The organism is Bradyrhizobium sediminis (genome assembly GCF_018736105.1).
In the GTDB taxonomy this organism is placed as follows: domain Bacteria; phylum Pseudomonadota; class Alphaproteobacteria; order Rhizobiales; family Xanthobacteraceae; genus Bradyrhizobium.
Genome location: NZ_CP076135.1, coordinates 640,944 through 666,041 on the forward strand (window position 1 = coordinate 640,944; position 25,098 = coordinate 666,041).

Sequence of the window (25,098 nt, forward strand, 5' to 3'; positions counted from 1 at the left end):
ACCGTTCGATCCCTACCCCGTCAGCACCGGACCGCCCGCCTTCTTCCAGGCGTCGATGCCGCCGGCGATGTGCGCGGTGTTGGCGAGGCCCGCTTCCTTGGCCGCAGTCACAGCCATCGCGGAGCGCTCGCCGAAGGCGCAGAAGAACACGATGCGGCGTCCGGTCGCCGCCGCCACCTCGCGCAGCATGCCGCCGGGCCTCAAGGCTTCGCCGATGCCGGGATAGGGCGCGTGCAGCGCGCCCGGCAAGGTGCCATGCTTGGCGCGTTCGCTGGTTTCGCGGAGGTCGACCAGGAGGATATCCGGCCGGCCGAGGCTGTCGATTCCCTCGCGCGCGGTCAGCGACTGGCCCTGCTTGGCCAGATCGTCCTGATGCAGGCCGACATGCATGTTGGCCGGCACCGCCACGTCCATCAATTTCGGGTTGGGTAATTTCAGATTGCCCATCAGCTCGATGTATTCCTCGACCGAGCGCACCTGCAGCCGCGGATTGAAGCGCTTTTCCTCGCCGATGGTGGAGACGGTATCGCCCTTGTAGTCATGGGCGGGGAAAACCATCGTCTCGTCGGGCAGCTTGAGCAGCCGGTTGAAAATAGAATCGTATTGCGCCCGCGCGCTGCCGTTCTGGAAATCGGTGCGGCCGGTGCCGCGGATCAGGAGCGTATCGCCGGTGAAGACGCGGTCGCCCATCAGGAAGCTGTAGGAATCGTCGGTATGGCCGGGCGTGTACATCACGTCGAGGCCGAGACCCTCGATCATCACCTTGTCGCCGTCGCCGACCCGCATCGCCACCACGTCGGCCTTGCTCTGCTCGCCCATGATGGTGACGCAGTGGGTGCGGTCGCGCAGCTCGCCCAGCCCGGTGACGTGGTCGGCGTGCAGATGGGTGTCGACCGCCTTGACCAGCCGGAGATCGAGCTCCCTGAGCAACTGGCAATAGCGATCGACCTTCTCCAGCACGGGATCGAGGATCAGCGCCTCGCCGCCGGCGCGGCTGGCCAGCAGATAGCTGTAGGTGCCGGAAACGCTGTCGAACAATTGCCGGAAGATCATGGTCGCCTGTTACCGTTGTGGTTTGGCATCATATCAGAAATCGAGCTTGTCGCGGATAGCATCGAGCCCCGCTTTGGCGCATTCGTCGTCCCTGTCGCCGCCGGGCGCGCCGGAGACGCCGATGCCGCCGAGCAGGCTGCCGGCGGCTTCGATCATCAGCCCGCCACCGAGCATGGCGACGTGAGGCAATTGGGCGAGGCCGGGGTCCAACTGACCGGATCGGACTGACTTCGCCAGATCGCCGGTGGCGGTACGAAAACTCACTGAAGTATAGGCTTTTCTGACGGCGGTATCCGGGGCGTGCAAGCCGGCAAAGCGGTCGCGCAGCATCACTTGCGGTTGGCCGAAGCGATCCACCACCGCGACCGCGATCTGAAAGCCGTTGTCGCGGCACTTCTTCAGCGCCGCCTGCGCCGCCTCCAGCGCGACTTCCGGCGTCAGCGATTTATAGACCACCAGCGCATCGTCGCTCGCTGCGGCCGGCGCCGCGCCGAGCGCAAGCATCATCCCGCCGATCATGGCCGGATATCGCAGCTTCGGTCTTTCAGGTCTTGCGTGTTTCATCGTCATGGCCGGACATAGCTCCAGCCCTGTTCCTGCAACTCCATCAACTGAACCACCCCGGCGTCGACGATGGTTGCCTCAGGCACCAGGGTGACGGCATGCCCCTCGGCTTTTTCCATGTTCACCTTGGTGTTGTTGCAGGCCGAAAACTGGATCTTGCCGGGGAAGGCGAGTTCCTTGAGCTGCTTGATGCGGTCCCGCACGGTGGATTTATCCGTGCGCAGCATGTTCAGTCCGGGGCCATACGCGACCAGATCGATATCAACGCTTTCCCCCTTCGCCCGATAGTACTCGATGACGTTGGTCACATTGTTCAGGGCAAGATTGATGACGGCGGGATCATTCTGATCCACGTGCAGGGCGAGGCGATGCGGCTTGGCATCGGCGGCAAGCCCGGCCGTGACAAGCGACAGTGACATGACGACCGCAACGCTCAAGCGACGAACGAGATTCCGCATGATGAGAACTCCCTAAGGCCGAACCAAAGTATATCCATTTTCCGTGAGCGACAGGATTTGCCCGACGCCGACCTGCACCGGCGTCGCGGCGGCGATGAATTCCGGCCGCTTGCCGGTGTCGCGCTCGACCGTATCGACGGTATTCAGGCAGACATCGAAACGCACGCCCTGCGCGACCAGGCTCTCGACCAGCTTGCGGTTGCTGTTGCCGGGGAACAGCAATTCGATGCCGGGGCCGAAGGTCACCACTTCGACCGCGACCTTGTCGGGATCGTAGAGTTTCAGAAGGTTATAGGCGACGCTGATGACGAGGCCCTGTTTCTTCGGGTCGTTATCCGAAAGCTGCAGCACGATTCGATGCTCGGCGAACGGCTTGTCCGGGAGCGGCGTCTGCTCCGCAGGGGCGGCAGGCGAGATCGTTGCCAGCATCGACGCCGCTATTACCGCGCTGCCGAAGGCGCGAGCGACCGATCGTCCATGTGCCGGGATAGTTCTCATCCCTGTTCCGTAATGCCTGGATTGCCTTCAACGCCCTTCAGGGTAACGCCGGTGCCGCGCTGGGCCGACGTTTTCCCCGAGCGCAGATGTTTTGCGAATACATCCCACACCGGCACGCCTTGCTGCTCGTTGACGGAAGCCCATCCCGCAACCTTGTAGCTCTTGCCGGCTTCGAGCGGCTTGCCGTTGCCGAGTTTCAGGTCGGAAATCCGGCGACCGACGCTCTCGGTCGGGGCGCAGGAATAGGCGAGGCCGCCGACGCGAACCATGTCGCCGCCCTGCTGATAATAGGGGTCGACGTTGAAGAGATTGTCGCAGACGTCTTCGAGGATGTCCTTGATCTGGCCGCCGGTCATGCTCAGCGCGTAGGTCTCGGGATAGGCAATGGCCGTTTCCGACAGCACGTCTTCCATGGTCACCGGCTGGCCGGGCAGCACGCTGTTGCCCCAGCGGAAGCCCGGCGACAGCGCAATTTCGGCGTCGAATTCGGCGAGCAGCGCGTCGCAGATCAACTGGTCCACGGTGCCGCCGAAATTGCCGCGGCGGTAGAGCAGGCGATCCGATGTCGCGACCTTGGCGGCGTAAGCGGCGGCATGCGGCTCGCGAATTTTCGCGATCAGCGCCTGCATCGCCGGATCCGGCTTCAGCAGCTCCGAAAACACCGGCAGCAGCCGGTAGCGCACGCCGGCGACCTTGCCCTTGGCGATATCGAGATCGAGCACGCCGAGGAATTTTCCGCTCGAACCGGCATTGGTCACGAGCGTGGTGCCGCCGGCATTGGTCACCGGGATCGGCTGCGGAACGGCGTCGTGGGTATGGCCGCCGAGGATGACGTCGATGCCGGTGACGCGGCTCGCCAGCTTGAGGTCGACGTCCATGCCGTTATGCGACAACAGCACCACGGCGTCGACCTTGTCGGTGTTGCGCAAGCTATCGACCAGCTTCTGCAATTCGGCGTCGCGAATGCCGAACTTCCAGTCCGGCGTGAACCGCTTCGGATGCGCGATTGGCACATAGGGGAATGCCTGCCCGATCACGGCGACGCGGCTGCCGCCGATCTCCTTGATGGTGGCCGGCTTGAACACCCGCCCCGAGGCCGGATCGAACGCCTTGGCGTCGTTGAAGGCGGCTTCCTCGGTAAGGAAGACGTTCTGCGCCAGGAACTCGCCCTTGAAGCGGTCGAGGTTGCTGCGCAGCGCCTTTTCGCCATAGGTGAATTCCCAATGGCCGGTCATTGCCTCGATGCCGAGCAGATTGGCGGCCTCGACCATGTCGGCGCCCTGCATGGTGTTGGAAAGACCCGAGCCCTGCCACAGATCGCCGCCGTCGAGCAGCAGCGAACGGCCGGGGCCGACGTCGCTGCGCAGGCGATCGATCAGCGTCTTCAGATGTGCGAAGCCGCCGAGCTTGCCGAATCGAACGGCTGCCTTCTCGAAATCGAGAAAAGTGAAGGCGTAAGCGTCGGCGCTGTCGGGCTTGATGCCGAAGCGGTCGAGAAAGGCGCGGCCGACCAGATGCGGCGGCTTTCCGGCCATCGCGCCGATCCCGAGATTGACGCTCGGTTCGCGGAAATACAGCGGCAGCAACTGCGCATGGGTGTCGGTCATGTGCAGGATGCGGGCATTGCCGAAGTGCTCGAGATCGTAGTTTGCGGCGCCCTCGGCGCTGCGCGCGAACCGCGGCAGCCCGCCGGTAAGCGCGGCGGCGCCCGCAAGCGAAAGAAAATCCCGGCGGCGGATGGTCATGCGATGTCTATTCCTGTCAACAGAACTGGAGTCCTCACCTCGTCATTGCGAAGCGACGAAGCAATCCAGTTCTTCTCCCGGCGAGGCTTCTGAATTGCTTCGCTGCGCTCGCAATGACGATTTCAAACAGGCTGCCCTTGCGGTCAACCTTCGAAAAGGCTCAGCGAATTTCCATATCTTTCCAGCGCATCTTCTCGCTGGTGGCCTGGAAGACCGAAGCTTTGGCCAGCGCCTCGGCTTCCTTCGCCGACGCGACGGCCTTGTCGAAGTCGCCGGCCTCGGCGGCCTTCTTGGCGGCGTTGAGCGTCGCGGCCGTCGTGGTCCATTGGTTGCGCAGGCCGGCCGCTTCCTTGTTGGCGGCTTCTGCGGCGGCAAAGGCCGCCTTGTAGTCGGCCTCGGATGCGGCGAGCGCGGATGATGCGCCTGACATCAGCAGGGCGGCGGTCAGGATGGACTTCAGCATCTTGTTGCTCATGGCCGCGCTCCCGGACCGGATATCGGCAACCCGTTGCTGACATAGGACAGGTAGTACTCGACATTGCGGTATTCATCGTCCTGCGGACTGAGCGGCACGCCGCGGATCTGGCTGTTACAGGTGGTGAACCGCCGGCTGGTGGTGCCCATGCCGCTCCATTCGGAACGATAGATCGGCATCGCATTGAGAATGCCGAGCGCGGGCGCCAGCACCTCGGCGCGAATCCGCTCGCCGCCGCTCTGCACATGGCAGGTCGCGCAGGAGAAGTTAAGCTGGCCGCGCCGCGTGTAGAAATATTCCTTGCCGGCCTGGTAGGCCTGTAGCGCGCGCGGATCGTTCGGGATCTTGATGTCGAACGGCTTGCCGCGCGAGGTGAACGCCATATAGGCGGTCAGCGCGGCCATCTCGTCCTTCACATAGGAGAATGGCGGCTCGCCATTGGCCTCGCGGCAGCGGTTCAGCGCCAGCTCGAGCGTGACGACCTTGCCTTCCTTCTCGTCGAAATAGGGATAGTTCTGCCGGATGCCGATGCCCTTGTTGGGGAAGCAGTCTTGGTAGCTCTTGCCGTTCTTGAACGGCTTGGAGAACATCTCCTTGCCCGTTTCAAGGGCAAATTCGTAAGGCGGGAATTGTTCCTTCTCTTGCCACTGCCTGTGCAGGCCCTCGTCCATCGAGTAGGGACCGTTGACGAAGTCTTCCAGCTTCACCTTGGGGAACTTGTCGGTGAAGTATTTCTTGAACGCCTTGGCGTCGGCCACCGGATCGGGGGTGTCGGCAGCGACGGCAGCAGGCGCGGCGGCAAACGTCAGCGCTGCCAACGCGAGAGCGGCCGAGGCAAATTGGATCGCAGGTCGCACGTTCACTTCTCCACCATTGGCGTTTTCAAGCGAAGTGGATACCGGTTCGCGTGAAGAAAACGCGTCGAAACAAAAGAGCCGTTACTGGATCTTCGCCGTGGTCGTATCGGTCGCGCCCTTGCTGTCGACCCAGCTGATCTTCAGCTCGTCGCCCTTCTTGCCGCCCTTGAAGGCGAACTTGACGTAGGGGTCCTTGGAAACGCCGCCGCCCCAGTTCGCGGCGAACACGGCCTTGCCGTCATATTCGAAGGTCAGTTGCTGGATGAAGTGCGGCGGAATGATCTCGCCCTTGGCGTTCTTGACGAAGCCGGAATCCATCGGGTGCTGGATCAGCGCCTGGACTTCGGTGGTATCGCCTGACGAGGTGGCGCGTACGCGAATGGTCGATGCCATGAGGATGTTCCCTGTGTATCTCGTTAGCCGCCGCAGCCGCCGACGGTGACTTTGACTTCCTTGGTGGCGCTGTAGAGCTTGCCGCCGGCTTCCACGACGACAATCACATTGCTGGTCTTGGCCATCTTGATGCGATTGGCGACGCTCGGCACGGTCCCCGCGGGGATCCTGTACGACGCCACCAGCGCGTTCGGATTCTCGGCGACCAGAAACGAGATCGAGGTCACGTCGGCGAGCGCCGAACTCGCCGCAATCGGCACCACCGCGCCGTTCTCGGCGATCTCGGGCGCGTCGAGCTTCACCTTGTCGGATTTCTCGGCGGTCTTGCCGTACAGCAGCTTGATCGCGTCGTCGACGTTCTTCTGCTTGAACGCCTCCTCCGGATATTTGTCGTTGGCGGCGAAGGCAGGCGCAACGCCGAGCGCAAGCTTGCCGAGGCCGACCAGCGCGACCGATGCCACGCCTTGCAGGATCACGCGCCGGGGAAGCGCAAATCCATCGTTCGTCTTTGTCATTCGAAGTCTCCTTGGGTCGCGCGCGGCTGCGATGCAGCGATCATAGGGTCTGCAGGAAATCCACGACCGCGTTGATCTCCTTGTCGGTCAAGATCCGGTTTCGTCCGAACGGAGGCATCACGGTCAGCGGGTTACGCTTGGTTTCGTCGTAAACGATGGCGACGAGATCGTTACGGTCGGGATACTTGCTCTTGATGTCGGTCAGGGCCGGCCCGATGGTGCCGGGAAGATCGCCGCCCTTGATGACGTGGCAGGTCAGGCAATTGCCCTTGCTGCGGTCGAATGCCAGTTTCTGCCCCTCCGCCACCGCCGACTGGGCGGCCGCGGGCAGCGAAGATGCGAGCGTGCCGAACAGCAATGCCAACGCACAGGCCGGAATCAGGACGGACTTCCTCGGATGTGTGATCTTCAAGGGCGCGTTTCCCGTTTGCGTTGTTTGGGTTGCATCACTTGGATTAGTTCACTTCGGCTAGTTCACTTGGATTAGTTCACTTGGGTTGCATCGTGTCGAGCGGTCCGGTCGTGCGCGGCGTGAGATCCCTGCCTTCCGCCGTGGACGAGATCTTGACGTCCGCAGGGTTGGCACATGCGCTCATGCACGGCTTGGCCATCGTATCAGGTCTTGGGTCGGTCCAGATAAAACTGTCGCGATTGGGCATCTTGACTTTGGGCAGGCTGTCCCGGTCGGCAACGAATTCGCCTGGAACGATGTCGTTCAGGTTCAGAATATAGGCGGTCAAAGCATAAACGTCATCGGCTGACAATGTGTGCGGTGCGGGCATCGGCATGGCGCGGTTGATATAGTCCCACAGCGTCGGCGCGAACGGCCAGTAGCTGCCCACCGTCAGTTCCGGCCGGTCGTCCTTCAGCGTTCCCTTGCCGCCGACCAGCTTGGGAAAGCGGCCCTCGCCTTCACCGAAAGTGCCGTGGCATGCGGCGCATTGCTCGGAAAACACGTCGGCGCCCTTGTTGACGCTGCCGCTTCCCGGCGGCAGGCCGGCGCCATCCTCGCCCCGCACATCGATGTTCCAGCCGGCGATCTCCGCCGGCGAGGCTGGCTTGCCGTAGCCGAAAGTGCCGGTTTCCGCCGCGCCCGCCGCCGTGGCGGCGATCATGGCGGCGGCGCCGAGCAGCAGGAATCGCCTAACCGAGCTGGACATCGAACACGCTTCCGTCAGGCTTGACCTGCCAGGTCTGGATCGAATTGTTGTGATAGACCGAATTCATCCCGCGGCTCTTTCGCAGTTGCGCAATCGTCGGCTGGACATAGCCGGTCTCGTCGATGACGCGGGATTCGAGCAGCGCCGGCGTGCCGTCCCAGCGCCATGGCAGCGTGAATTTGGTCAGCGCTTTCGACAGTACCGGCTCGTGCAGCCGCGCGGTCTGCCAGTTGATGCCGCCATCCACGGAAACGTCGACCCGCTTGACCTTGCCGTTGCCGGTCCACGCCAGGCCCCGGATTTCGTAGAGACCGGGTCCACTGAGCGGCTTTTCGGGGCAGGGGAAGGTGATCACGGACTTGGCGTCGATCAGCCAGGTGAATCCGCGGCTGGTGCCGTCCGGCATCAGGTCGGTGTATTTCGAGGTTTCCTCGCGGGAATGCCAGGGTTTGTCGCCGAGCTTGATGCGGCGCAGCCATTTGATGCTGACATTGCCCTCCCAGCCCGGCACCACCAGCCGCAACGGGTAACCCTGCTCGGGCCGCAGCGCCTCGCCGTTCTGCGCGTAGACCACCAGGCAATCGTCCAGGCATTTGTTGAGCGGCAGGCTGCGGTTCATATGTGCGCCATCGGCGCCCTCGACCATGGCCCACTGCGCCTCTTTCTTGACGCCGACCTCTTCCAGCAGGGTCGAGAGCCGCACCCCGGTCCATTCCGCGCAGGAGATCATGCCATGGTTGAACTGCAGCGAATTCAGCTGCGCCGCGCGCCACTCCATGCCGCCATTGGCCGGGCATTCGATGAAATGGATGCGCGACACCGACGGGAAACGCACGATGTCCTGCATGGTCAGGATCAACGGCCGTTCGACCAGGCCATGGATCATCAGCCGGTGCTGATCCGGATCGACGTCCGGCCGGCCCGCATGATAGCGCTCGAAAAACAGGCCGTTCGGCGTGATGATGCCGTGCAGGTTCTGCAGCGGCGAAAAACTGATGGAGGATTCGGTTCCGGCGGTAAGCCATGGCACGTTGCGCCGGATCACGCCGGCCTCGGTGTCGGCGGGCCGGCCATACGGCCGGTCGACCACGCCGGCCCCGATCGATTGCGACCACGGCGCGTCCGCGGGCGGCGAAGCAGGCTGAGGTTCCGCGTGGCCGGGTCTGGCGCCGAGCGCGAGGCCGCCGGTCAGCGCCGCGCCCATGCCGAGAAATGAACGCCGGGCGAACCGCGGATCGGATGAATCCGCTGGCTTCGATGCCGCTGGCATATTGCGTCCCAGGGGTGGCCGCACGTTTCCTCACCTCGCGGCTCTCGACGGCCGCAGCTTTATCGTTTCCCCAGCCGTATCTACATACGCTAATTTAGTCAATGCTAAACAATGGAAAGCGCGGTAGTGTGATATATGAGAGTTCCATACGCACTCTACCTGATCGGGACATCAAGTCATGAGAGCAGTTGCGGTTGCCGCAAGAAACAAGTCCGCCGGGATCAATGCTGCCGATGTGGCGGCATTGAAAATGCTGGCAAAACAGGCAGGCCAGGCGTCGCGGCTGTTGAAGCTGCTGGGCAATGAAAAGCGGCTGTTGATCCTCTGTTTCCTCGCCGCGCGCGGGGAAATGACGGTGGGGGAACTGGTCGATGTGGCGAAGCTCAGCCAGTCCGCGCTGTCGCAGCATCTGGCGCGGCTGCGCGCCGACGGGCTGGTGACGTTCCGCCGGACGTCGCAGACGCTGCACTACAGCGTCGTCGACAAGCGGGCGCTGCGCGTGCTGCAGGTGCTCAAGGAGATCTTCTGCGGGACCATCAAATGAAACGACTGTTGGCAGCGGCGGGGATCGCCGCATGCATGGTCTCGACCTCGGGCGCACAAACCGCGCCGCCTTATCCGCCGATCACTCTCCCCCTGAAGCTCGATCAGGTGCCGGGCAAGCCGGTCTGGTACTCGACCGGCAATCCCGGCATTCCCGGCAAGGATAATGAAGGCAACACCTCCAATGCCGGATTTGTCGTCACCTCCGACGGTGTCGTGGTGTTCGACGCGCTGGGAACCCCGAGCCTCGGATGGGCGCTGTTGCAGCAAATCCGCAAACTCACCGACAAGAAAATCCGCTACGTGGTCGCGAGCCATTATCATGCCGATCACATCTATGGAATGCAGGCGTTCCGCGATCATACCGATGCGCTGATCGTCGCGCAGGAACGCTCCGGCGAATACAAGGACAATGAGGGGATCGCCGACGAGAAGGCGAGCCAGCGTCTCGATCAGCGGCGCGGCGCGCTGTTTCCCTGGGTTGACGGCAATACCCGCGTGGTGCCGCCGGACATTGCTTTCAGGGAGCGCATGACGATCGCGCTCGGCGACCGGCGGCTGACGCTGTTCTTTGCCGGGCCGGCGCATTCCTCCAGCGACATGATGATGATGGTCGAGCCTGATGGCGTGCTGTTCGCCGGCGATATCGTGCAGAACAGCCGCATCCCCTTCATGAACAGCGATGACGTCTCCACCGCGCAATGGCTGGATGCGCTCGGAGAAGTCGAAAAACTCGACCCGAAATTCATCATTCCCGGTCACGGCAGCCCGTCGACCGGGGCCAAGCAGGCCATCGCCTTCACGCGGGATTACATTCGATATTTGCGTAAAACGATGACCGCGGCCGTGCAAAACTGGACCGATTTCGATGCCGCCTATAGCCAGGCGGACTGGTCGAAATACCGGGACATGCCGGCCTTCGCCAGTAACAATCGCGGCAATGCCTATCGGATCTTCCTGGAACTGGAGCAATCCCAGTTCAAAGCTGATAAGCCTTGATCCGGACTGGTTTCGATCAAGGCGTGAAGCGATATGGCTGAGTATGTCGTGGAATTCGGCAGGGATGGCCGGCCGGTCGAACCGGACGGCCGTCTCGACGCACCGGCGTTCCACCGCAATCATCAGGCGATCCGCACCGTGCTGCAGCGATTCCTCGCCGGGAAATCCGGCGACGTGCTGGAAGCCGGCAGCGGCACCGGCCAGCACGTGGTGGATTTCGCCCGGCATTTTCCCGACATCGTGTGGTGGCCGAGCGATTTCAACGAGCAGCATCTGAAGAGCATCGCGGCGTGGCGGGCGCATGCGGCGCTGGCGAATATCCGCCCGCCGCTGCGGATCGATTTATCCGATCCCGACTGGTGCCCCGAGCTGCACGACGGGCGCGGGCCGGGAAAATTGCTCGCGGTGTTCTGCGCCAATGTGATCCACATCGCGCCGTGGCGGGTGGCCGAGGGCTTGTTCGCGGGCGCGGCGCGCTACCTTCGAGAGGACGGACGGCTGTTACTCTACGGCCCGTTCAAGCGCGGCGGCAAACACACCGCGCTCAGCAATGCCATATTCGACACCAGTCTTCGCGAAGGCAATGCCGAATGGGGCGTGCGCGACATCGGCGATCTGGAAAAGCTGGCGGCAAGCGTCGGCCTCGCACTGATGGAAATCGCCGAGATGCCCGCCAATAATCTGGTGCTGGTGTTCGGGCGCGCGAAAGCCTGAACAACGATGCATGGCCTGCGCCCGTTTGCATCGGTTGATTGAACGAACGCCCCCCTCCATAGTAACGGAATCAATGACGCCGGAATCGATCCGGCCGCATCAGCGGAATTGCCGGATGATCGACGTGACTGCAGCCGAGGAAATTGCCGACGATGCCCGCGCGCGATCCAACGTGGCGCGGCTGGCGGCGGCGCAGGCGCTGACCGGGGCCAATTCGGCTGTCATCTTCGCCACCGGTTCGATCGTCGGCGCGACGCTGGCGCCCGATATCTCGCTCGCGACCGTGCCGCTCTCGATGTATGTGGTCGGGCTCGCGGCCGGTACCTTGCCGACCGGGGCGATCTCGCGGGCCTATGGCCGCCGCACAGCCTTCATCATCGGCACCGGCTGCGGCATGCTGACCGGCCTGCTCGGCGCCTTCGCCATCCTGCGCGGTTCGTTCGCGCTGTTCTGCCTCGCCACGTTCCTCGGCGGCCTCTACGGCGCGGTCTCGCAGTCCTACCGCTTTGCCGCCGCCGATGGCGCCAGCGCGGCGTTTCGTCCCAAGGCGGTGTCGTGGGTGATGGCCGGCGGCGTGTTCGCCGGCGTGCTCGGCCCGCAGCTCGTGCAGTGGACGATGGATATCTGGCCGCCCTATCTGTTCGCCTTCAGCTTCATGGTGCAGGCGGCGGTGGCGCTGGTGGCAATGGCGATCCTGGCTGGCGTCGATGCGCCGAAGCCGGCCCCGTCCGATCTGCATGGCGGCCGGCCATTGCTGGAGATCGCGCGGCAGCCGCGGTTCATCGCCGCGGCACTTTGCGGCATCGTCTCCTATCCCATGATGAATCTGGTGATGACCTCGGCGCCGCTGGCGATGAAGTTGTGCGGGTTGAGCGTCAGCGATTCCAATTTCGGCATTCAATGGCATATCGTCGCGATGTACGGGCCGAGCTTCTTTACCGGCTCGCTGATCACGCGCTTCGGCGCGCCGAAGATTGTCGCGCTCGGGCTGATACTGGAAGGCGTCGGCTCGGCGATCGGATTGTCTGGCATCACTGCGATGCATTTCTGGACCACGCTGATCGTGCTCGGGGTCGGCTGGAACCTCTCCTTCGTCGGCGCCTCCGCGCTGGTGCTGGAGACGCACCGGCCGCAGGAGCGCAACAAGGTGCAGGCGTTCAACGATTTCCTGGTGTTCGGGATGATGGCGGTGGGATCGTTTGCGTCGGGCCAGTTGCTGGCGAATTACGGCTGGTCCACGGTCAACATGGTGGTATTCCCGCCGGTGCTGCTGGGATTGGCGGTGCTGGCCTTCGCATCGTTCGCGAGGCGGCGAAGGTCGCGGACCGTGGCGGAATTTGCCGATCCGGGTATTTGACCGGCTATTGCCTTTGCTGGCCGGAAAGCTTGGAGGTTTCATGCCGTCGCGTGCCGGTGTCGATGAATTCATCGACCGAAGACCTGATGACAACTGCTGACACTTCGTCGGCGATCGAAGCCTTGGTCTTGCCGATCTGCTAGTTGCTATCGTCATGCCCGGCCTCATGCCGGGCATCCACGTCTTTCTTCCCAGCAAGCATCAAGACGTGGATGGCCGGGACGAGCCCGGCCATGACGGAAACGAGAGACGGGCATTGAACGCTCCCGAGCAAACATCCATCGACGAAACCTCGGCGCGCTACGAGGGCTGGCGGATCGTCGCGGTCTGCTTCCTGGTGGCGACGTTCGGCTGGGGGCTCGGCTTCTATGGCCAGAGCGTCTATGTCGCCGAGCTGCATCGGCTGCACGGCTGGCCGGCGTCGCTGATCTCAGGCGGTACCACCTTCTTTTATCTGTTCGGCGCGCTGCTGGTTGTCTTCGTCAGCGAGGCGATCCGGTCCGTCGGTCCGCGCAACTGCCTGCTCGCGGGGATTTTTGCACTTGCCGCGGCCGCCTTCCTGATCGGCCAAGTGACAAAACCCTGGCAGCTCTATGCCGCCAATGCGGTGCTGGCATTCGGCTGGGCCGGCACCAGCCTCGGCATCATCACCAACACGCTCGGGCTCTGGTTCGACAGGAAGCGCGGCATGGCGATCAGCCTGGCGCTGAATGGCGCCAGCTTCGGCGGCATTGCTGGCGTGCCGCTGCTGGTGGCCGCGATCGGCAGTATCGGATTTCCCGGCGCGATGGTAGTTGCCGCGATTGCGATGGTCGTGCTGATGGTTCCCGTCATTCTGGTCTTCGTCGGACGGCCGCCGCTGCATCCGAGTGCCGCGGTCGCTGCGGCCCGTGCGGATGCGCCGTCGGCGACGCAGGTGCGGGCGCAAGCCTTGCGCGACGTCGGCTTCCTCTCGGTCTCGGCCTCCTTCGCGCTGGTGCTGTTCGCCCAGGTCGGCTTCATCGTTCACCTGATCTCGTTCCTGGATTCGGTGGTGGGGCGGGAACGCGCGGCGTTCGCGGTTGCGCTGATGACCGCGATGGCGGTGGTCGGCCGGGTGCTGTTCTCCTTCGTGATCGACCGGCTCAACCAGCGGCTGGCCTCGGCGATCTCGTTCGTCAGCCAGGCCGTCGCGCTCGCCATCATCATCAATGTGCAGAACGACATCGCGTTGATCGGATCCTGCGCGCTGTTCGGCTTCTCGGTCGGCAACCTGATCACGCTGCCGGCGCTGATCGTGCAGCGCGAATTCGACCCGCGTTCGTTCGGCGTCCTGATCAGCCTGATCACGGCGATCAATCAGATCACCTACGCGTTCGGCCCCGGCGTGATCGGCCTCTTGCGCGACGCCTCCGGCAGCTACGCGCTGCCGTTCTACGGCTGCATCGGGCTGGAGCTGGTGGCGGCGGTACTGATCATGGTCCGCGGGCGGCGCGGGAAGACCTCATCCTGAGGAGCGGCCGTTAGGCCGCGTCTCGAAGGATGGGCAACGGCCTCATGGTTCTCCCGGCGATGGCAAGCATCGTCCGGAGACGGCGCAAGCGCGCCTCCTCACCATGAGGGGCTTCGGGGCCCGTTACCCCATCGCGCATCGGCTACGCAAGCTCCGACACTTCCCCCGCCGGCAGTTCGAAGTCGAATGTGTTCAGCGTCATCGACACCATCGTGTAGTAACCACAGAGCCCGATGATCTCGGTCACGCCGCGCACGGTGAGGACCTTGACGGCCTCGTCATACAGCGCCTGCGAAACGCCGCGGCCTTCGTGCAGCGACTTGGCGACGTCGTAGATCAACTGGCCCCTTGGATCGTCGAAGGTCGGCGTGCGGCGGTTGCGGATATCGTCGATGATCCCGGGATCCATGCCGCCCTTCAGGGCGAGCCGCTTGTGCGCATACCATTCGTAATGCGCGGTCCAGTGCCGCGCCGTGACCAGGATCGCGATCTCCGACAGTTTCGCCGGAAACATCGTGTCGAAGCGCAGCACCTCGCCCAGCCGCGTGGCATGCCTGGCCATTTCCGGGCTGTTGAGCCAGGCCATCATCGGCGCCGGCGGGGCGCCGCGCTTGCCCGCGATCGACTCGTCGTAGGTTTCTTTTTGTGCGGGGCTCATTTCGCTAGGCGAAAGCAACTTCAGCCGCATGTCCGTTTCCTCTTGTTTTTCAATCGTTACGCGCTTTGCGAATACACCTGATCGCCACCGGTGACCACCGCGCCGACCGCATGGCGCGGTCTTCGGACATATTGAATTCCGCGAGGCGACGGCTAAGGTCGATCCAACATTCTCATATGGAAACGCCATCATGTCCGATCTGGAAAAATTTCGCCTGGAAACCCGCGCCTGGCTGGAGGCCAATTGTCCGCCGGAGATGCGGCGGCCGATGACTTCGGAGGCCGATACGTTCTGGGGCGGCCGCAACGCCAAATTTTCTTCCGAACCGCAGCGCGTCTGGTTCGAGCGGATGCGCGACAAGGGCTGGACCGTGCCGCATTGGCCGAAGGAATACGGCGGCGGAGGTCTCGACGCGGAGCAGGCAAAGATCGTGCGCCAGGAAATGGCGGCGATCGGCGCGCGCCAGCCGCTGGTCTCGTTCGGCATTTCCATGCTCGGACCGGCGCTGCTGAAATACGGCACCGACGCGCAGAAGAAGGAGCATCTGCCGAAGATCACCGCCGGCCTGATCCGCTGGTGCCAGGGCTATTCCGAGCCGAACGCCGGATCGGATCTCGCCTCCCTGCAGACCCGCGCCGAGAGCGACGGCGACGATTACGTCATCAACGGCCAGAAGATCTGGACCTCCTACGCCAATTACGCCGACTGGATCTTCTGTCTGGTGCGCACCGATCCCACGGCGAAGAAGCATGATGGCATCAGCTTCATTCTGTTCGACATGACCTCGAAGGGGGTATCGACCAAGCCGATCCTGTTGATCTCCGGCTACTCGCCGTTCTGCGAAACCTTCTTCGACAATGTGCGGGTGCCGAAGTCTCACGTCGTCGGCACCGTCAACCGCGGCTGGGACGTCGCCAAGTATCTGCTGCAGCACGAGCGCGCGATGATCTCCGGCATGGGCGAGCGCGGCGTCGGCCGGCCGCTCGGCCAGGTCGCCGCCGATTCGATCGGCAGCGACGAGCAGGGCCGGCTGGAGGATGCGATGCTGCGCGGGCAGATCGCGACCTTCGAGATCGACGAGGCGGCGCTGGCCGCTGCCGCCGAGCGCGCGGTCGATCTCGCCAAGGCCGGGCAAGCGCATCCGGCGTTTTCTTCCGCCATGAAGTATTACGGCACCGAGCTCAACAAGCGCCGCCACGAGATCCTGATGTCGGCGGGCGGCGTCGACGCGCTGGAATGGGAAAGCGAGCGCTCCAAAGGCGGTGCCCGCCCGCGCGCCTGGCTGCGCACCAAGGCCAACTCGATCGAGGGCGGCACGAGCGAGGTGATGCTCGGCATCGTCGCCAAACGCATTCTCGATCTGCCGGGGGCTTGATGTCTCCACACCGTCATGGCCGGGCCCGTCCCGGCCATCCACGTCTTTCTTGCTAGTCCAAGACGTGGATGCCCGGCACAAGGCCGGGCATGACGAATTCAAACTCATTTAGTCGCTCACACCAACTCTACCGGAATCCCTCATGGCACTCGTCCTCAACGAAGAACAATCGATGCTGCGCGACAGCGCGCGCGGGCTCATCAGCGATAAGGCGCCGGTGTCGCATCTGCGGCAGCTGCGCGACGCCAAGGACGCCACGGGGTTTTCCCGCGAGCTGTGGAAGGCGTTCGCCGAGATGGGGTTTTCCGGCCTCCTGGTGCCGGAGAATTTCGGCGGCAGCGGGCTCGGCTGCGTCGAGGCTGGCATCGTGATGGAGGAAATCGGCCGCACCCTGATGCCGTCGCCGTTTTTGTCAACCGCGGTGCTCGCCGCGTCGGCGCTGTCGCGCGGCGGCAGCGGTGCGCAGAAGTCGCAGTATCTGCCGAAGATATCCGACGGCTCGCTGCTGGCGGCGCTGGCGATCGACGAGGGCGCCAAGCATCGCCCGCTGCAAACCAGATTGCAGGCCGTTCGTTCCGGCAACGGCTTCAGGCTCTCGGGCGACAAGGCCTTCGTGGTCGATGGCCATGTCGCCGACCTCTTGATCGTGGCGGCGCGCAGCGCCGGCAAAGCCGGCGAGCGCGAGGGACTGACGTTGTTTCTGGTCGATCCCAAGACAAAAGGCATCGCGACCGAGCGCACCGCGATGGTCGATTCGCACAACGCGGCGCGCATTGTATTCGATAACGTCGAGGTCAACGCCGACGGCGTGCTCGGCGAGGTCGATCAGGGCTATGGTTTGCTGGACGGCGTGCTCAACATCGGCCGCGGCGCGGTGGCTTCCGAAATGGTTGGCTTAAGCGAGGAAGTGTTCGGCCGCACCGTCACCTATCTCAAGGAACGCAAGCAGTTCGGCAAATTGATCGGCGAATTCCAGGCGCTGCAGCACCGCGCCGCCCAACTCTATATCGAGATCGAGATCACCCGCGCCGCGGTGCTGAAGGCCCTGCAGACGCTCGACGGCGACTTTGCCAATGCCGCCGCCGCGGTCGCGGTCGCCAAGGCGCGCGCCGGCGCGACGGCGACGCAGGCCGTGCAGGAGGGCGTGCAGATGCATGGCGGCATGGGCATGACCGACCAGTTCGACATCGGCTTCTTCATGAAGCGCGCGCGGGTCTGCCAGGAACTGTTCGGCGACGCCAATTTCCACGCCGATCAATTGGCGCGGATGAAGAGTTATTGAGGGAAAGCCACGGGCGCCTCACGACAACAGGTGTCATCGCCCGGCTTGACCGGGCGACCCAGTACGCCGCGGCCTATCGGTTGATCGCTACCGTCTCTGGAATACTGGATCGCCCGCTTTCGCGGGCGACGACAAGTTGGGATGTGGCGCCGCTGGCGGGTTCGTCTCGCAAGTTCACCGGATCGGCGGGGCGTACTGGATGCCGCCGGCGCTCCAGAGCTGGTTGAGGCCGCGCGGAATCTTCAGCTTGGATTCGGCGCCGACGTTGCGCTCGTAGACCTCGCCGTAATTGCCGACGTGGCGAATGATGCGTGCGGCCCAGTCCCTGGGCAGGCCGAGCTCCTCGCCGTAAGCGCCTTCGGTGCCGACCAGGCGCATCACGTCCGGCTTCTTCGACTTCAGCGCCTCGTCGATGTTCTTCGAGGTGATGCCGAGCTCCTCGGCGTTGATCATCGCATACAGCGTCCACTTCACGATCATCATCCAGTCGTCGTCGCGCTGGCGCACCACGGGCGCGAGCGGCTCCTTGGAGATGACGTCGGGCAGGATGACGTGATCGTTGGGCCTGGCGAGGTTGAGCCGCAGCGCATAAAGCTGCGAGACGTCGGCAGTGAAGGTGTCGCACTTGCCCTCGTTGTAGGCTTTGACGACCTCGTCCAGTTGGGCGAACTTCACTTCCTCGTATTTCATGTTGTTGGCGCGGAAATAGTCCGCAAGGTTGAGCCGCGTCGTCGTTCCATCCTGGACGCAGACCTTGCTGTTGTTCAAATCGAGCGCGGAATCGATCTTGCGGCTCGCCGGCAGCATGAATCCCTCGCCGTCGTAATAGGCGACCGCCGGGAAATACAGGTCATACGAGGTCTCGCGCGACATGCTCCAGGTCGAGTTGCGCGACAGGATATCCACTTTCCGGCTCTGCAGCTCCTTGAAGCGCTCGCTGGCGTCGAGCGCAACGAACTTCGTCTTCCTGGGATCGTCGAAGATCGCCGCCGCGACCGCGCGGCAGAAATCCACGTCGAAGCCGGTCCAGTTGCCCTTGTCGTCCGGAATCGAGAAGCCGGGCAGGCCCTTGTTGACGCCGCACAGCACGTCGCCGCGACGGATGGTCCGCTTCAGGGTCTTGGTGTCATAGCGCTCGTAGGTAATGGCGGCAGCCGCGACCGCGATTGCGACCGCCAATCCAATCAGGAGGCCGCCTCGAAAAGTGCGAAACATTTTTTCTCACCAATGTCAGGGAAATGGGACGGTCGTGAAACGAGCCGCTGTGGCTTACAATTCCGGCTTCTGCCGCACGATCACCTTGGTGCCGACCGGGACGCGCTCGTAGAGGTCGCTGACGTCGGCATTGACCAGCCGGAAGCAGCCCGAGGAAACGGCGGTGCCGATCGTATCCGGCCGGTTGGTGCCGTGGATGCGATAGACGGTGGTGCCGAGATACATCGCACGCGCCCCGAGCGGATTGCCCGGACCGCCGGCCATGAAGCGCGGCAGATAGGGCTGGCGCGCGATCATCTCCGGCGGCGGGGTCCAGTCCGGCCATTCCGCCTTGCGGGTGATGTTCAGCAATCCCTGCCACTGGAAGCCTTCGCGGCCGACGCCGATGCCGTAGCGCAGCGCGCGGCCGTTACCCTGAATCAAATAGAGATGGCGCTCCGCGGTCGCGATGATGATGGTGCCGGGGGCTTCCGAGGTGCGATAGAGCACCGCCGTGCGCCGGAATTGCGGATCCAGTTCGACGCTGTCATCGGCGATGAGGCCCGGCTGGTCGCCGACATCGGGCTTCTGCGCAAAGCTAGGCGCGGCCGAAAACGTCAGTCCGGCCGCTGCGGCCATCGTCCAGATCAGGTACCGAAACTTCGTCATTTTGCGGTCTCCCTCGCGGCGCCTTCGCCAAGTCATGGAACCATCAAATCTCAGTGGCAACTTAATGGCAAGTTTTGGGCAGGCACATCCCATATACTTGGTCTTTCCGGCGTTCTTCCCGGGTAAAGCACCCATGCCAGCGATCCCTTGCTACTTTGCATGGGGTTGTTTTCGATATTTCGGTTTTTTGTCGCGGATGCCGCGCCGGAGCTCGGGCGAACGGCCTTATTTCGGTGCAATCCACAGCCTCAGACCATAAGAGAGCAGGGTCACGGCGCCGACGCCGCCGAGCCAGAGCGCGGCAAACCACATCAGGCGCCGGGCCAGCGGCCGCGGCTGTTGCTCCCCGGGCGTCAATGATAACCGCTCCCGGCCCTGACCTTGCCGCGGAATACCCAATAGGCCCAGCCGGTATAGCCGAGGATCAGCGGCACCAGCGCCGCGACGCCGAACAGCATGAAGATCTGGCTGTTCTCGGGCGAAGCCGCCTGCCAGATGGTGATGCTCTGCGGCACGATATAGGGCCACATGCTGATGCCCAACCCGGCATAGGACAGCGCGAACAGCGCCAGCGTCAGGAAGAACGGCTGGTAGTCCCATTTGTTGGCGAGGCTGCGCAGCAGCAGAACGGTCACGGCGGCGACCGCGATCGGTACCGGCGCGGTCAGGATGACGTTCGGCCATCCGAACCAGCGCTGCGTGTACTGGATATGCAGGAACGGCGTGGCGACGCTGACCGCGCCGATGGCGCCGATCATCGCGAACAACAGAAACCAGCAGAGATGATAGGCCTTGTCGCGCAAGGGGCCTTCGGTCTTCATGACCAGCCACGCCGCGCCCAACAGCGCGTAGCCGATCGCCAGCGCGATCCCGGTCAGGACGCTGAACGGCGTCAGCCAGTCCCACCAGCCGCCGGCATAATGCCGTCCCTCGACATGCACGCCCTGCAGGATGGCGCCGAGCGCGATGCCCTGCGCCAGCGTCGCCAGCAGCGATCCGCCGGCAAAGGCAATGTCCCAGCGATTGCGCTTGCCCTGTGTTACGCGCCAGCGAAACTCGAAGGCGACGCCGCGAAAGATCAGGCCGATCAGCATCGCGATCATCGGCGTGTACAGCGCCGGCATCAGCACCGCATAGGCCAGCGGAAACGCCGCCATCATGCCGCCGCCGCCGAGCACCAGCCAGGTTTCGTTGCCGTCCCAGACCGGGGCGACGCTGTTCATGATCACGTCGCGATCTTCTCGTTTCGGAAACAGCGGAAACAGGATGCCGAGCCCGAGGTCAAAGCCGTCCATGACCACATAGACGAACACCGCAAACGCGATGATGAAGGCCCAGACGGTCGCAAGGTCGATGGCGCCGGTCATCAGGCGGTCCCCCGCGCGGTAGCGCCGGCGGCGGGCGTGATGCCGGCGGCGCGCGCCGGCGCATCCTCGCCCGGTCCCCGTTCGCCGTGATGCGGCGGCGCCGCCATCAATCGCAGAAGATAGATGACGCCGGCGGAGAACACCGCGAAATAGACGATGATGAATGCGATCAGGGAGGATGCGACCGCAGGCGCGGCCAGCGGGGAAGCGGCGTCAACCGTCCGCAACAGCCCGTACACCGTGAACGGCTGGCGCCCGGTCTCGGTGGTGACCCAGCCCGCCAGCACGGCGATGAAGCCCGAAGGCGCCATCGCCAGCGCGAACACGTGCAGCAGGCGGGATTGATAGAGCGTGCCGCGCCAGCGCGCCCACAGGCTGAGCAGGCCGAGCCCCATCATCAGGAATCCCATGCCGACCATGATCCGGAACGACCAGAAGGCGATCGGCACCGGCGGCCAGTCTTTGCGCGGCACGGTGTCGAGGCCGGCGAGCGGCGCATCGAGCGAGTGCTTGAGGATCAGCGAGCCGAGTTTGGGCACCTCGACCGCGTATTTCACCTTGCCCGCGGCCTGGTCGGGCAGTCCGAACAGCACCAGCGGCGCGCCGTGCTTGTGGCTCTCGAAATGGCCTTCCATCGCCATGATCTTCACCGGCTGGTGCTCCAGCGTGTTGAGGCCGTGCTGGTCGCCGGCGACGATCTGGATCGGCGCCACCAAGGTCGCCATCCACATCGCCATCGAGAACATTACCCGCGGACCCGCAAGATGCCGGTCGCGCAGCAGATGAAACGCGCCGACCGCGCCGACCACCAGCGCGGTCGTCAGGTAGGCCGCCAGCACCATGTGCACGAGACGGTAGGGAAACGACGGATTGAAAATCACCTTGAGCCAGTCGGCGGCGACGAACTGGCCGTCGGCATTGACGGCGTAGCCGGCCGGCGTCTGCATCCAGGAATTGGCCGACAGGATCCAGAACGCCGAGATCAGCGTGCCCACCGCCACCATCAGGGTGGCGATGAAATGCAGCCGGTGGCCGACCCGCTCCAGGCCGAACAGCATGACGCCGAGGAAGCCCGCCTCGAGGAAGAAGGCGGTCAGCACCTCATAGGCCATCAGGGGGCCGATCACCGGGCCGGTCTTGTCGGAAAACACCGACCAGTTGGTGCCGAACTGGTAGGACATCACGATGCCCGACACCACGCCCATGCCGAACGCGACCGCGAAGATCTTCAGCCAGTAGTTGAACAGGTTGATGAAGACCTCGCGCCCGGTCGCGAGCCAGAGCGCTTCCAGCACCGCGAGATAGCTGGCCAGCCCGATCGAGAAGGCGGGAAGCACGATGTGAAACGACATCGTGAAGGCGAACTGCGCCCGGGCCAGTACCACGGCATCCCAGCCCTCGAACATCGCGAAGCCATCCGTCGCTGCTGATCTCTTATAAAGTATATCACGCCGGATGCGACGGGAGTACCGCGCCGTTCGCGCGGCTGAGCCTCGATCCCGACTGGATCGGAATCGAGGCCCAATTTTCTGTTCTGACGCGGTTTCTTTGAAAGCGCTTTGGTCAGCTATTTCGGCGAAACGCTGACGTCTGCTAAGGAAATAGAGTGAGACCGCTAATGACTACCTCCTCATCCTGAGCCTGCAAAGCAGGCGTCTCAAGGGATGATAGGCACGGTCTTGGCCTCATGGTTCGAGACGCGATGCTGCGCATCGCTCCTCACCATGAGAGGAAACGAAGCCACCAGCGCCGCCATGGCCTCTTGCTTTGCCATCAGCACCTTGTGGACGAGCATATCCGTGATTCTCCGTAGGATTCACTGCCGGTTGCGGCCGACGTTCACATGGTCGTCACGTCACATCGCTACTTGTCGCGGACATGTCCCCCCCCCCTGGAGTTTGTGATGCCCGCCTACGCGAAACCAGTTCTTGGAGCGGCGTTGTCGATCAACTCGCTGCCGGCCTATCGCGAGTGGTTGCTGTTGCGGCAGCGCGATCTGGAGTTGCAGGATTTCTTCCGTGCAGAGGCGCTGGAGGGCGACTGGCGAGGTGTCGCCGACCGGGTCAAGCAGCTTCTCGATGGTTTCAAAGGACGGCTTGGAATTCATGGACCTTTCTGGGGGTTCAAGATCGACAGTCACGATCCGCTCGTCAGGAAAGCCGTCACGACCCGCCTGCTGCAGGCGCTGGAAGCCGCCGAATATGTTGGGGCAACCCAGATGGTTGTCCATTCGCCTTACACGACGTGGGACCACAACAATCTCGATCTCTATCCCGGAAACAGGGAGGCGGTAGTCGAGCGCGTTCAGTCGACCTTGTCGGATGTCATCCGCCGAGCCGAGCAGATCGGCTGCGAGATCGTCATCGAGAATATCGAGGATAAGGATCCGCACGAACGAGTGCGCCTCGCCAGGGCCTTGGACAGCAAGAACGTTCGTATCTCACTCGATACCGGGCATGCCCTTTACGCGCACAGTTCGACCGGTGCGCCGCCGGTCGATTACTACGTCGATGCCGCGGGCGACATGCTGACGCACGTCCATCTTCAAGACAGCGATGGATATGCCGACCGGCATTGGGCGCCGGGCGAGGGTGCCATGCCCTGGGTCGCATTGTTTCGTGCGCTGGGCCGGTTGAATTCGAATCCGCGGCTCATCATCGAGTTGCGCGACCACGCGGCGGTGTTCGCCGGCGCAAAGTATCTGACTGAGCTTGGTGTGGCTGAGTAGTCTCTGCAGGAGCCCGCGTGAAAGCCGGCTAACCGAACAACGGTATCCTTTCGGTCGGCACGATCGGATTTGAGAACAGCAAGGAAATAAACATGACTGGACATTCCCGCCGCCACGTTCTCCGGATGGGCGCCGCCTCAGCAGGCGCAATGATCGCTCCCCGGTTCGCCATCGCCCAAGCCGACAACCGTCCGTCGATTACGGTTGCCGTTCAGAAGGTGACGAACTCAAACGTTCTCGACGTCCTTCGTGAACAGTCGAATGTCGGAGAACGCATCTTTTTCTCGTCGCTCTGGGAAGGGTTGATCGCGAAAAACTGGCGCGGAAACCTGGAGGCTGTCCCGGGATTGGCGACTGAATGGAAGCGGATTGATGGCCAGACGGTCGAGCTGAAAATCCGCCAAGGCGTCAAGTTTCACAATGGCGACGAACTGACGGCCGAGGACGTTGTGTTCAGCTTCGGACGGGAGCGCATGTTCGGCGCCACTGAAGCCAAGGGCAGGTCGACGATCAAGGCATTCGAGAAAATTCCGACGCCGCGTCCGGGCAAGGAACTTCCACCCGAGGTTCCGGCGGTTGCACGGCGGATCTGGCCGGATCTATTGCGTGTGGATGCCGTCGACAAGTACACGGTGCGTTTCTACAACGCGACGCCGGACCTCACGATTGAAGGACGCCTGTCGCGTTACGGCTCCAACATCATGAACCGGCGTGCGTGGGAAGAGGCGGCAAGCTATCTCGACTGGGCGCGCAAGCCGGTCACGACGGGTCCGTACAAAGTTGTCGAGATGCGCCCGGATGTGTCGCTGACGCTCGAGTCGCATGATGAGTATTGGGGTGGCCGGCCTCCGCTCAAGCGCATTCGTTTTGTCGAAGTTCCGGAAGTGGCCAGCCGCATCAACGGTCTTCTTTCCGGCGAGTATCAGTTCGCTTGTGACATTACGCCGGACCAGATTGCGCCAATCGAGAAGAACGCTGCATTCGAGGTTCAGGGCGGAACCATTCTCAACCATCGCCTGACCGTATTCGACAAGAACCATGCGCAGCTTGCGAATCCTCTGGTTCGGCGGGCATTCACGCACGCCATTGATCGCCAGGCCATCGTCGACAGTTTGTGGGCGGGCCGCACCCGCGTGCCGCGCGGTCTGCAATGGGAGTTCTACGGGGACATGTTCCAGGGCGACTGGAATGTCCCCGAGTTCAATCCTAAGCTCGCTCAGGAGCTGCTTCGGCAGGCCAACTACAAGGGTGATCAGATCCCGTATCGCCTGTTGAACAACTACTACACCAACCAGGTTGCGACGGCTCAGGTTCTCGTCGAGATGTGGAAAGCCGTTGGGCTGAACGTCCAGATCGAGACCAAGGAAAACTGGTCCCAGATCATGGAGCGCAACGACACCCGCGGCGTGCGCGATTGGTCCAATTCAGCCGCTTACAATGATCCCGTCTCGTCGCTGGTTGCACAGCATGGTCCAAATGGACAGCAACAGCAGATCGGCGAGTGGACGAACGCCGAACTGAACCAGCTTTCGGAGTTTCTCGAAACATCGACGGACCGCGATGCTCGCCGCAAGGCATTCCGCAGGATGCTCGAAATCGCAGAGCGTGAAGACCCAGCCTACACGGTGCTGCATCAGAATGCGACGTTCACGGCGAAGCCCAAGGCTATCAAGTGGAAGGCCTCCCCGGCCTTTGCCATGGATTTTCGTCCCGGCAGCTTCGGAGCCTGACG

28 protein-coding genes are annotated in these 25,098 nt (G+C 63.2%); 9 read left to right on the top strand and 19 right to left on the bottom strand.

The window, feature by feature from the left end; all coding sequences use genetic code 11:
- Nucleotides 1-12: 12 nt before the first annotated feature.
- The 12 genes from KMZ68_RS03080 to soxC all read right to left on the bottom strand — a co-directional run bounded on the left by KMZ68_RS03080 (nt 13) and on the right by soxC (nt 8,988).
- Nucleotides 13-1,053 (bottom strand): MBL fold metallo-hydrolase, encoded by a 1,041-nt coding sequence (locus tag KMZ68_RS03080; protein ID WP_215614440.1) that lies wholly within the window; start codon nt 1,051-1,053, stop codon nt 13-15.
- Between the two features lie 33 nt (nt 1,054-1,086).
- Entirely contained in the window at nt 1,087-1,560 is a 474-nt protein-coding gene (locus KMZ68_RS03085) for a GlcG/HbpS family heme-binding protein (protein WP_371741457.1), read from the bottom strand.
- A gap of 59 nt (nt 1,561-1,619) precedes the next feature.
- Entirely contained in the window at nt 1,620-2,075 is a 456-nt protein-coding gene (locus tag KMZ68_RS03090) for a DsrE family protein (RefSeq protein ID WP_215614441.1), read from the bottom strand.
- A 12-nt stretch (nt 2,076-2,087) separates the two neighbouring features.
- Complete coding sequence (locus KMZ68_RS03095) at nt 2,088-2,504, bottom strand: DsrE family protein (protein ID WP_215614442.1); 417 nt, start codon at nt 2,502-2,504, stop codon at nt 2,088-2,090.
- 65 nt (nt 2,505-2,569) lie between these two features.
- Nucleotides 2,570-4,318, bottom strand: a complete 1,749-nt coding sequence (gene soxB, locus KMZ68_RS03100; protein ID WP_215614443.1) for a thiosulfohydrolase SoxB — start codon at nt 4,316-4,318, stop codon at nt 2,570-2,572.
- Between the two features lie 160 nt (nt 4,319-4,478).
- Complete coding sequence (locus KMZ68_RS03105; RefSeq protein WP_371741404.1) at nt 4,479-4,793, bottom strand: hypothetical protein; 315 nt, start codon at nt 4,791-4,793, stop codon at nt 4,479-4,481.
- Entirely contained in the window at nt 4,790-5,656 is an 867-nt protein-coding gene (gene soxA / locus KMZ68_RS03110) for a sulfur oxidation c-type cytochrome SoxA (RefSeq protein ID WP_215614444.1), read from the bottom strand. The genes KMZ68_RS03105 and soxA overlap by 4 nt, the downstream gene beginning before the upstream one ends.
- Nucleotides 5,657-5,731: 75 nt before the next feature.
- Nucleotides 5,732-6,043 carry a thiosulfate oxidation carrier complex protein SoxZ gene (gene soxZ, locus KMZ68_RS03115; RefSeq protein ID WP_215614445.1) on the bottom strand — a complete coding sequence of 104 codons (312 nt, stop codon included), beginning with the start codon at nt 6,041-6,043 and terminating at the stop codon, nt 5,732-5,734.
- Between the two features lie 23 nt (nt 6,044-6,066).
- Nucleotides 6,067-6,558 carry a thiosulfate oxidation carrier protein SoxY gene (soxY, locus tag KMZ68_RS03120; RefSeq protein WP_215614446.1) on the bottom strand — a complete coding sequence of 164 codons (492 nt, stop codon included), beginning with the start codon at nt 6,556-6,558 and terminating at the stop codon, nt 6,067-6,069.
- A 40-nt stretch (nt 6,559-6,598) separates the two neighbouring features.
- Nucleotides 6,599-6,940, bottom strand: a complete 342-nt coding sequence (gene soxX / locus KMZ68_RS03125; RefSeq protein ID WP_215616171.1) for a sulfur oxidation c-type cytochrome SoxX — start codon at nt 6,938-6,940, stop codon at nt 6,599-6,601.
- Nucleotides 6,941-7,046: 106 nt separating this feature from the next.
- On the bottom strand, nt 7,047-7,718 hold the full coding sequence (locus KMZ68_RS03130; RefSeq protein ID WP_215614447.1) for a c-type cytochrome: 672 nt from the start codon (nt 7,716-7,718) through the stop codon (nt 7,047-7,049).
- Nucleotides 7,702-8,988, bottom strand: a complete 1,287-nt coding sequence (soxC, locus tag KMZ68_RS03135; RefSeq protein WP_215614448.1) for a sulfite dehydrogenase — start codon at nt 8,986-8,988, stop codon at nt 7,702-7,704. The genes KMZ68_RS03130 and soxC overlap by 17 nt, the downstream gene beginning before the upstream one ends.
- Nucleotides 8,989-9,238: 250 nt before the next feature.
- On the opposite strand from soxC, the gene KMZ68_RS03140 reads away from it, so the two are divergent.
- The 5 genes from KMZ68_RS03140 to KMZ68_RS03160 all read left to right on the top strand — a co-directional run bounded on the left by KMZ68_RS03140 (nt 9,239) and on the right by KMZ68_RS03160 (nt 14,093).
- On the top strand, nt 9,239-9,532 hold the full coding sequence (locus KMZ68_RS03140) for an ArsR/SmtB family transcription factor (RefSeq protein ID WP_215606536.1): 294 nt from the start codon (nt 9,239-9,241) through the stop codon (nt 9,530-9,532).
- Complete coding sequence (locus tag KMZ68_RS03145) at nt 9,529-10,530, top strand: MBL fold metallo-hydrolase (protein WP_215614449.1); 1,002 nt, start codon at nt 9,529-9,531, stop codon at nt 10,528-10,530. The genes KMZ68_RS03140 and KMZ68_RS03145 overlap by 4 nt, the downstream gene beginning before the upstream one ends.
- Before the next feature lie 33 nt (nt 10,531-10,563).
- Complete coding sequence (locus KMZ68_RS03150) at nt 10,564-11,244, top strand: DUF938 domain-containing protein (protein ID WP_215614450.1); 681 nt, start codon at nt 10,564-10,566, stop codon at nt 11,242-11,244.
- 115 nt (nt 11,245-11,359) lie between these two features.
- The gene (locus KMZ68_RS03155; protein ID WP_215614451.1) at nt 11,360-12,601 is read left to right on the top strand and encodes an MFS transporter; all 1,242 of its coding nucleotides are present in this window, start codon (nt 11,360-11,362) and stop codon (nt 12,599-12,601) included.
- 256 nt (nt 12,602-12,857) lie between these two features.
- Nucleotides 12,858-14,093, top strand: a complete 1,236-nt coding sequence (locus KMZ68_RS03160; protein WP_249779507.1) for an MFS transporter — start codon at nt 12,858-12,860, stop codon at nt 14,091-14,093.
- A 142-nt stretch (nt 14,094-14,235) separates the two neighbouring features.
- Here the strand turns inward: KMZ68_RS03160 and KMZ68_RS03165 are convergent, their stop codons facing one another.
- Entirely contained in the window at nt 14,236-14,781 is a 546-nt protein-coding gene (locus KMZ68_RS03165) for a carboxymuconolactone decarboxylase family protein (protein WP_215614452.1), read from the bottom strand.
- 160 nt (nt 14,782-14,941) lie between these two features.
- On the opposite strand from KMZ68_RS03165, the gene KMZ68_RS03170 reads away from it, so the two are divergent.
- Nucleotides 14,942-16,126 (top strand): acyl-CoA dehydrogenase family protein, encoded by a 1,185-nt coding sequence (locus KMZ68_RS03170; protein ID WP_215614453.1) that lies wholly within the window; start codon nt 14,942-14,944, stop codon nt 16,124-16,126.
- Nucleotides 16,127-16,268: 142 nt separating this feature from the next.
- Nucleotides 16,269-17,408: an acyl-CoA dehydrogenase family protein gene (locus KMZ68_RS03175; protein WP_215614454.1), complete on the top strand. Its 1,140-nt coding sequence runs from the start codon at nt 16,269-16,271 to the stop codon at nt 17,406-17,408.
- Nucleotides 17,409-17,582: 174 nt separating this feature from the next.
- Here KMZ68_RS03175 and KMZ68_RS03180 read toward each other — a convergent pair whose 3' ends face one another.
- The 6 genes from KMZ68_RS03180 to KMZ68_RS03200 form a co-directional block, all read right to left on the bottom strand.
- Nucleotides 17,583-18,623 (bottom strand): amino acid ABC transporter substrate-binding protein, encoded by a 1,041-nt coding sequence (locus tag KMZ68_RS03180; RefSeq protein WP_215614455.1) that lies wholly within the window; start codon nt 18,621-18,623, stop codon nt 17,583-17,585.
- A gap of 54 nt (nt 18,624-18,677) precedes the next feature.
- Entirely contained in the window at nt 18,678-19,271 is a 594-nt protein-coding gene (locus tag KMZ68_RS03185) for a L,D-transpeptidase (RefSeq protein ID WP_215614456.1), read from the bottom strand.
- A gap of 225 nt (nt 19,272-19,496) precedes the next feature.
- On the bottom strand, nt 19,497-19,628 hold the full coding sequence (locus KMZ68_RS25960; protein WP_249779508.1) for a DUF2474 domain-containing protein: 132 nt from the start codon (nt 19,626-19,628) through the stop codon (nt 19,497-19,499).
- Nucleotides 19,625-20,638, bottom strand: a complete 1,014-nt coding sequence (cydB, locus tag KMZ68_RS03190; RefSeq protein ID WP_215614457.1) for a cytochrome d ubiquinol oxidase subunit II — start codon at nt 20,636-20,638, stop codon at nt 19,625-19,627. The genes KMZ68_RS25960 and cydB overlap by 4 nt, the downstream gene beginning before the upstream one ends.
- Nucleotides 20,638-22,044, bottom strand: coding sequence for a cytochrome ubiquinol oxidase subunit I (locus KMZ68_RS03195; RefSeq protein WP_215614458.1), 1,407 nt, complete (start codon nt 22,042-22,044; stop codon nt 20,638-20,640). Before KMZ68_RS03195 ends, cydB begins: the two co-directional genes overlap by 1 nt.
- Before the next feature lie 251 nt (nt 22,045-22,295).
- Complete coding sequence (locus KMZ68_RS03200) at nt 22,296-22,433, bottom strand: hypothetical protein (RefSeq protein WP_215614459.1); 138 nt, start codon at nt 22,431-22,433, stop codon at nt 22,296-22,298.
- Between the two features lie 108 nt (nt 22,434-22,541).
- Between KMZ68_RS03200 and KMZ68_RS03205 the strand changes: the two genes are divergently transcribed.
- Both KMZ68_RS03205 and KMZ68_RS03210 read left to right on the top strand, forming a co-directional pair.
- The gene (locus tag KMZ68_RS03205; protein WP_215614460.1) at nt 22,542-23,366 is read left to right on the top strand and encodes a sugar phosphate isomerase/epimerase family protein; all 825 of its coding nucleotides are present in this window, start codon (nt 22,542-22,544) and stop codon (nt 23,364-23,366) included.
- A gap of 125 nt (nt 23,367-23,491) precedes the next feature.
- A complete protein-coding gene (locus KMZ68_RS03210; RefSeq protein WP_371741458.1) occupies nt 23,492-25,096 on the top strand; it encodes an ABC transporter substrate-binding protein in 1,605 nt (534 codons plus the stop codon).
- The last annotated feature ends 2 nt before the right edge of the window (nt 25,097-25,098 follow it).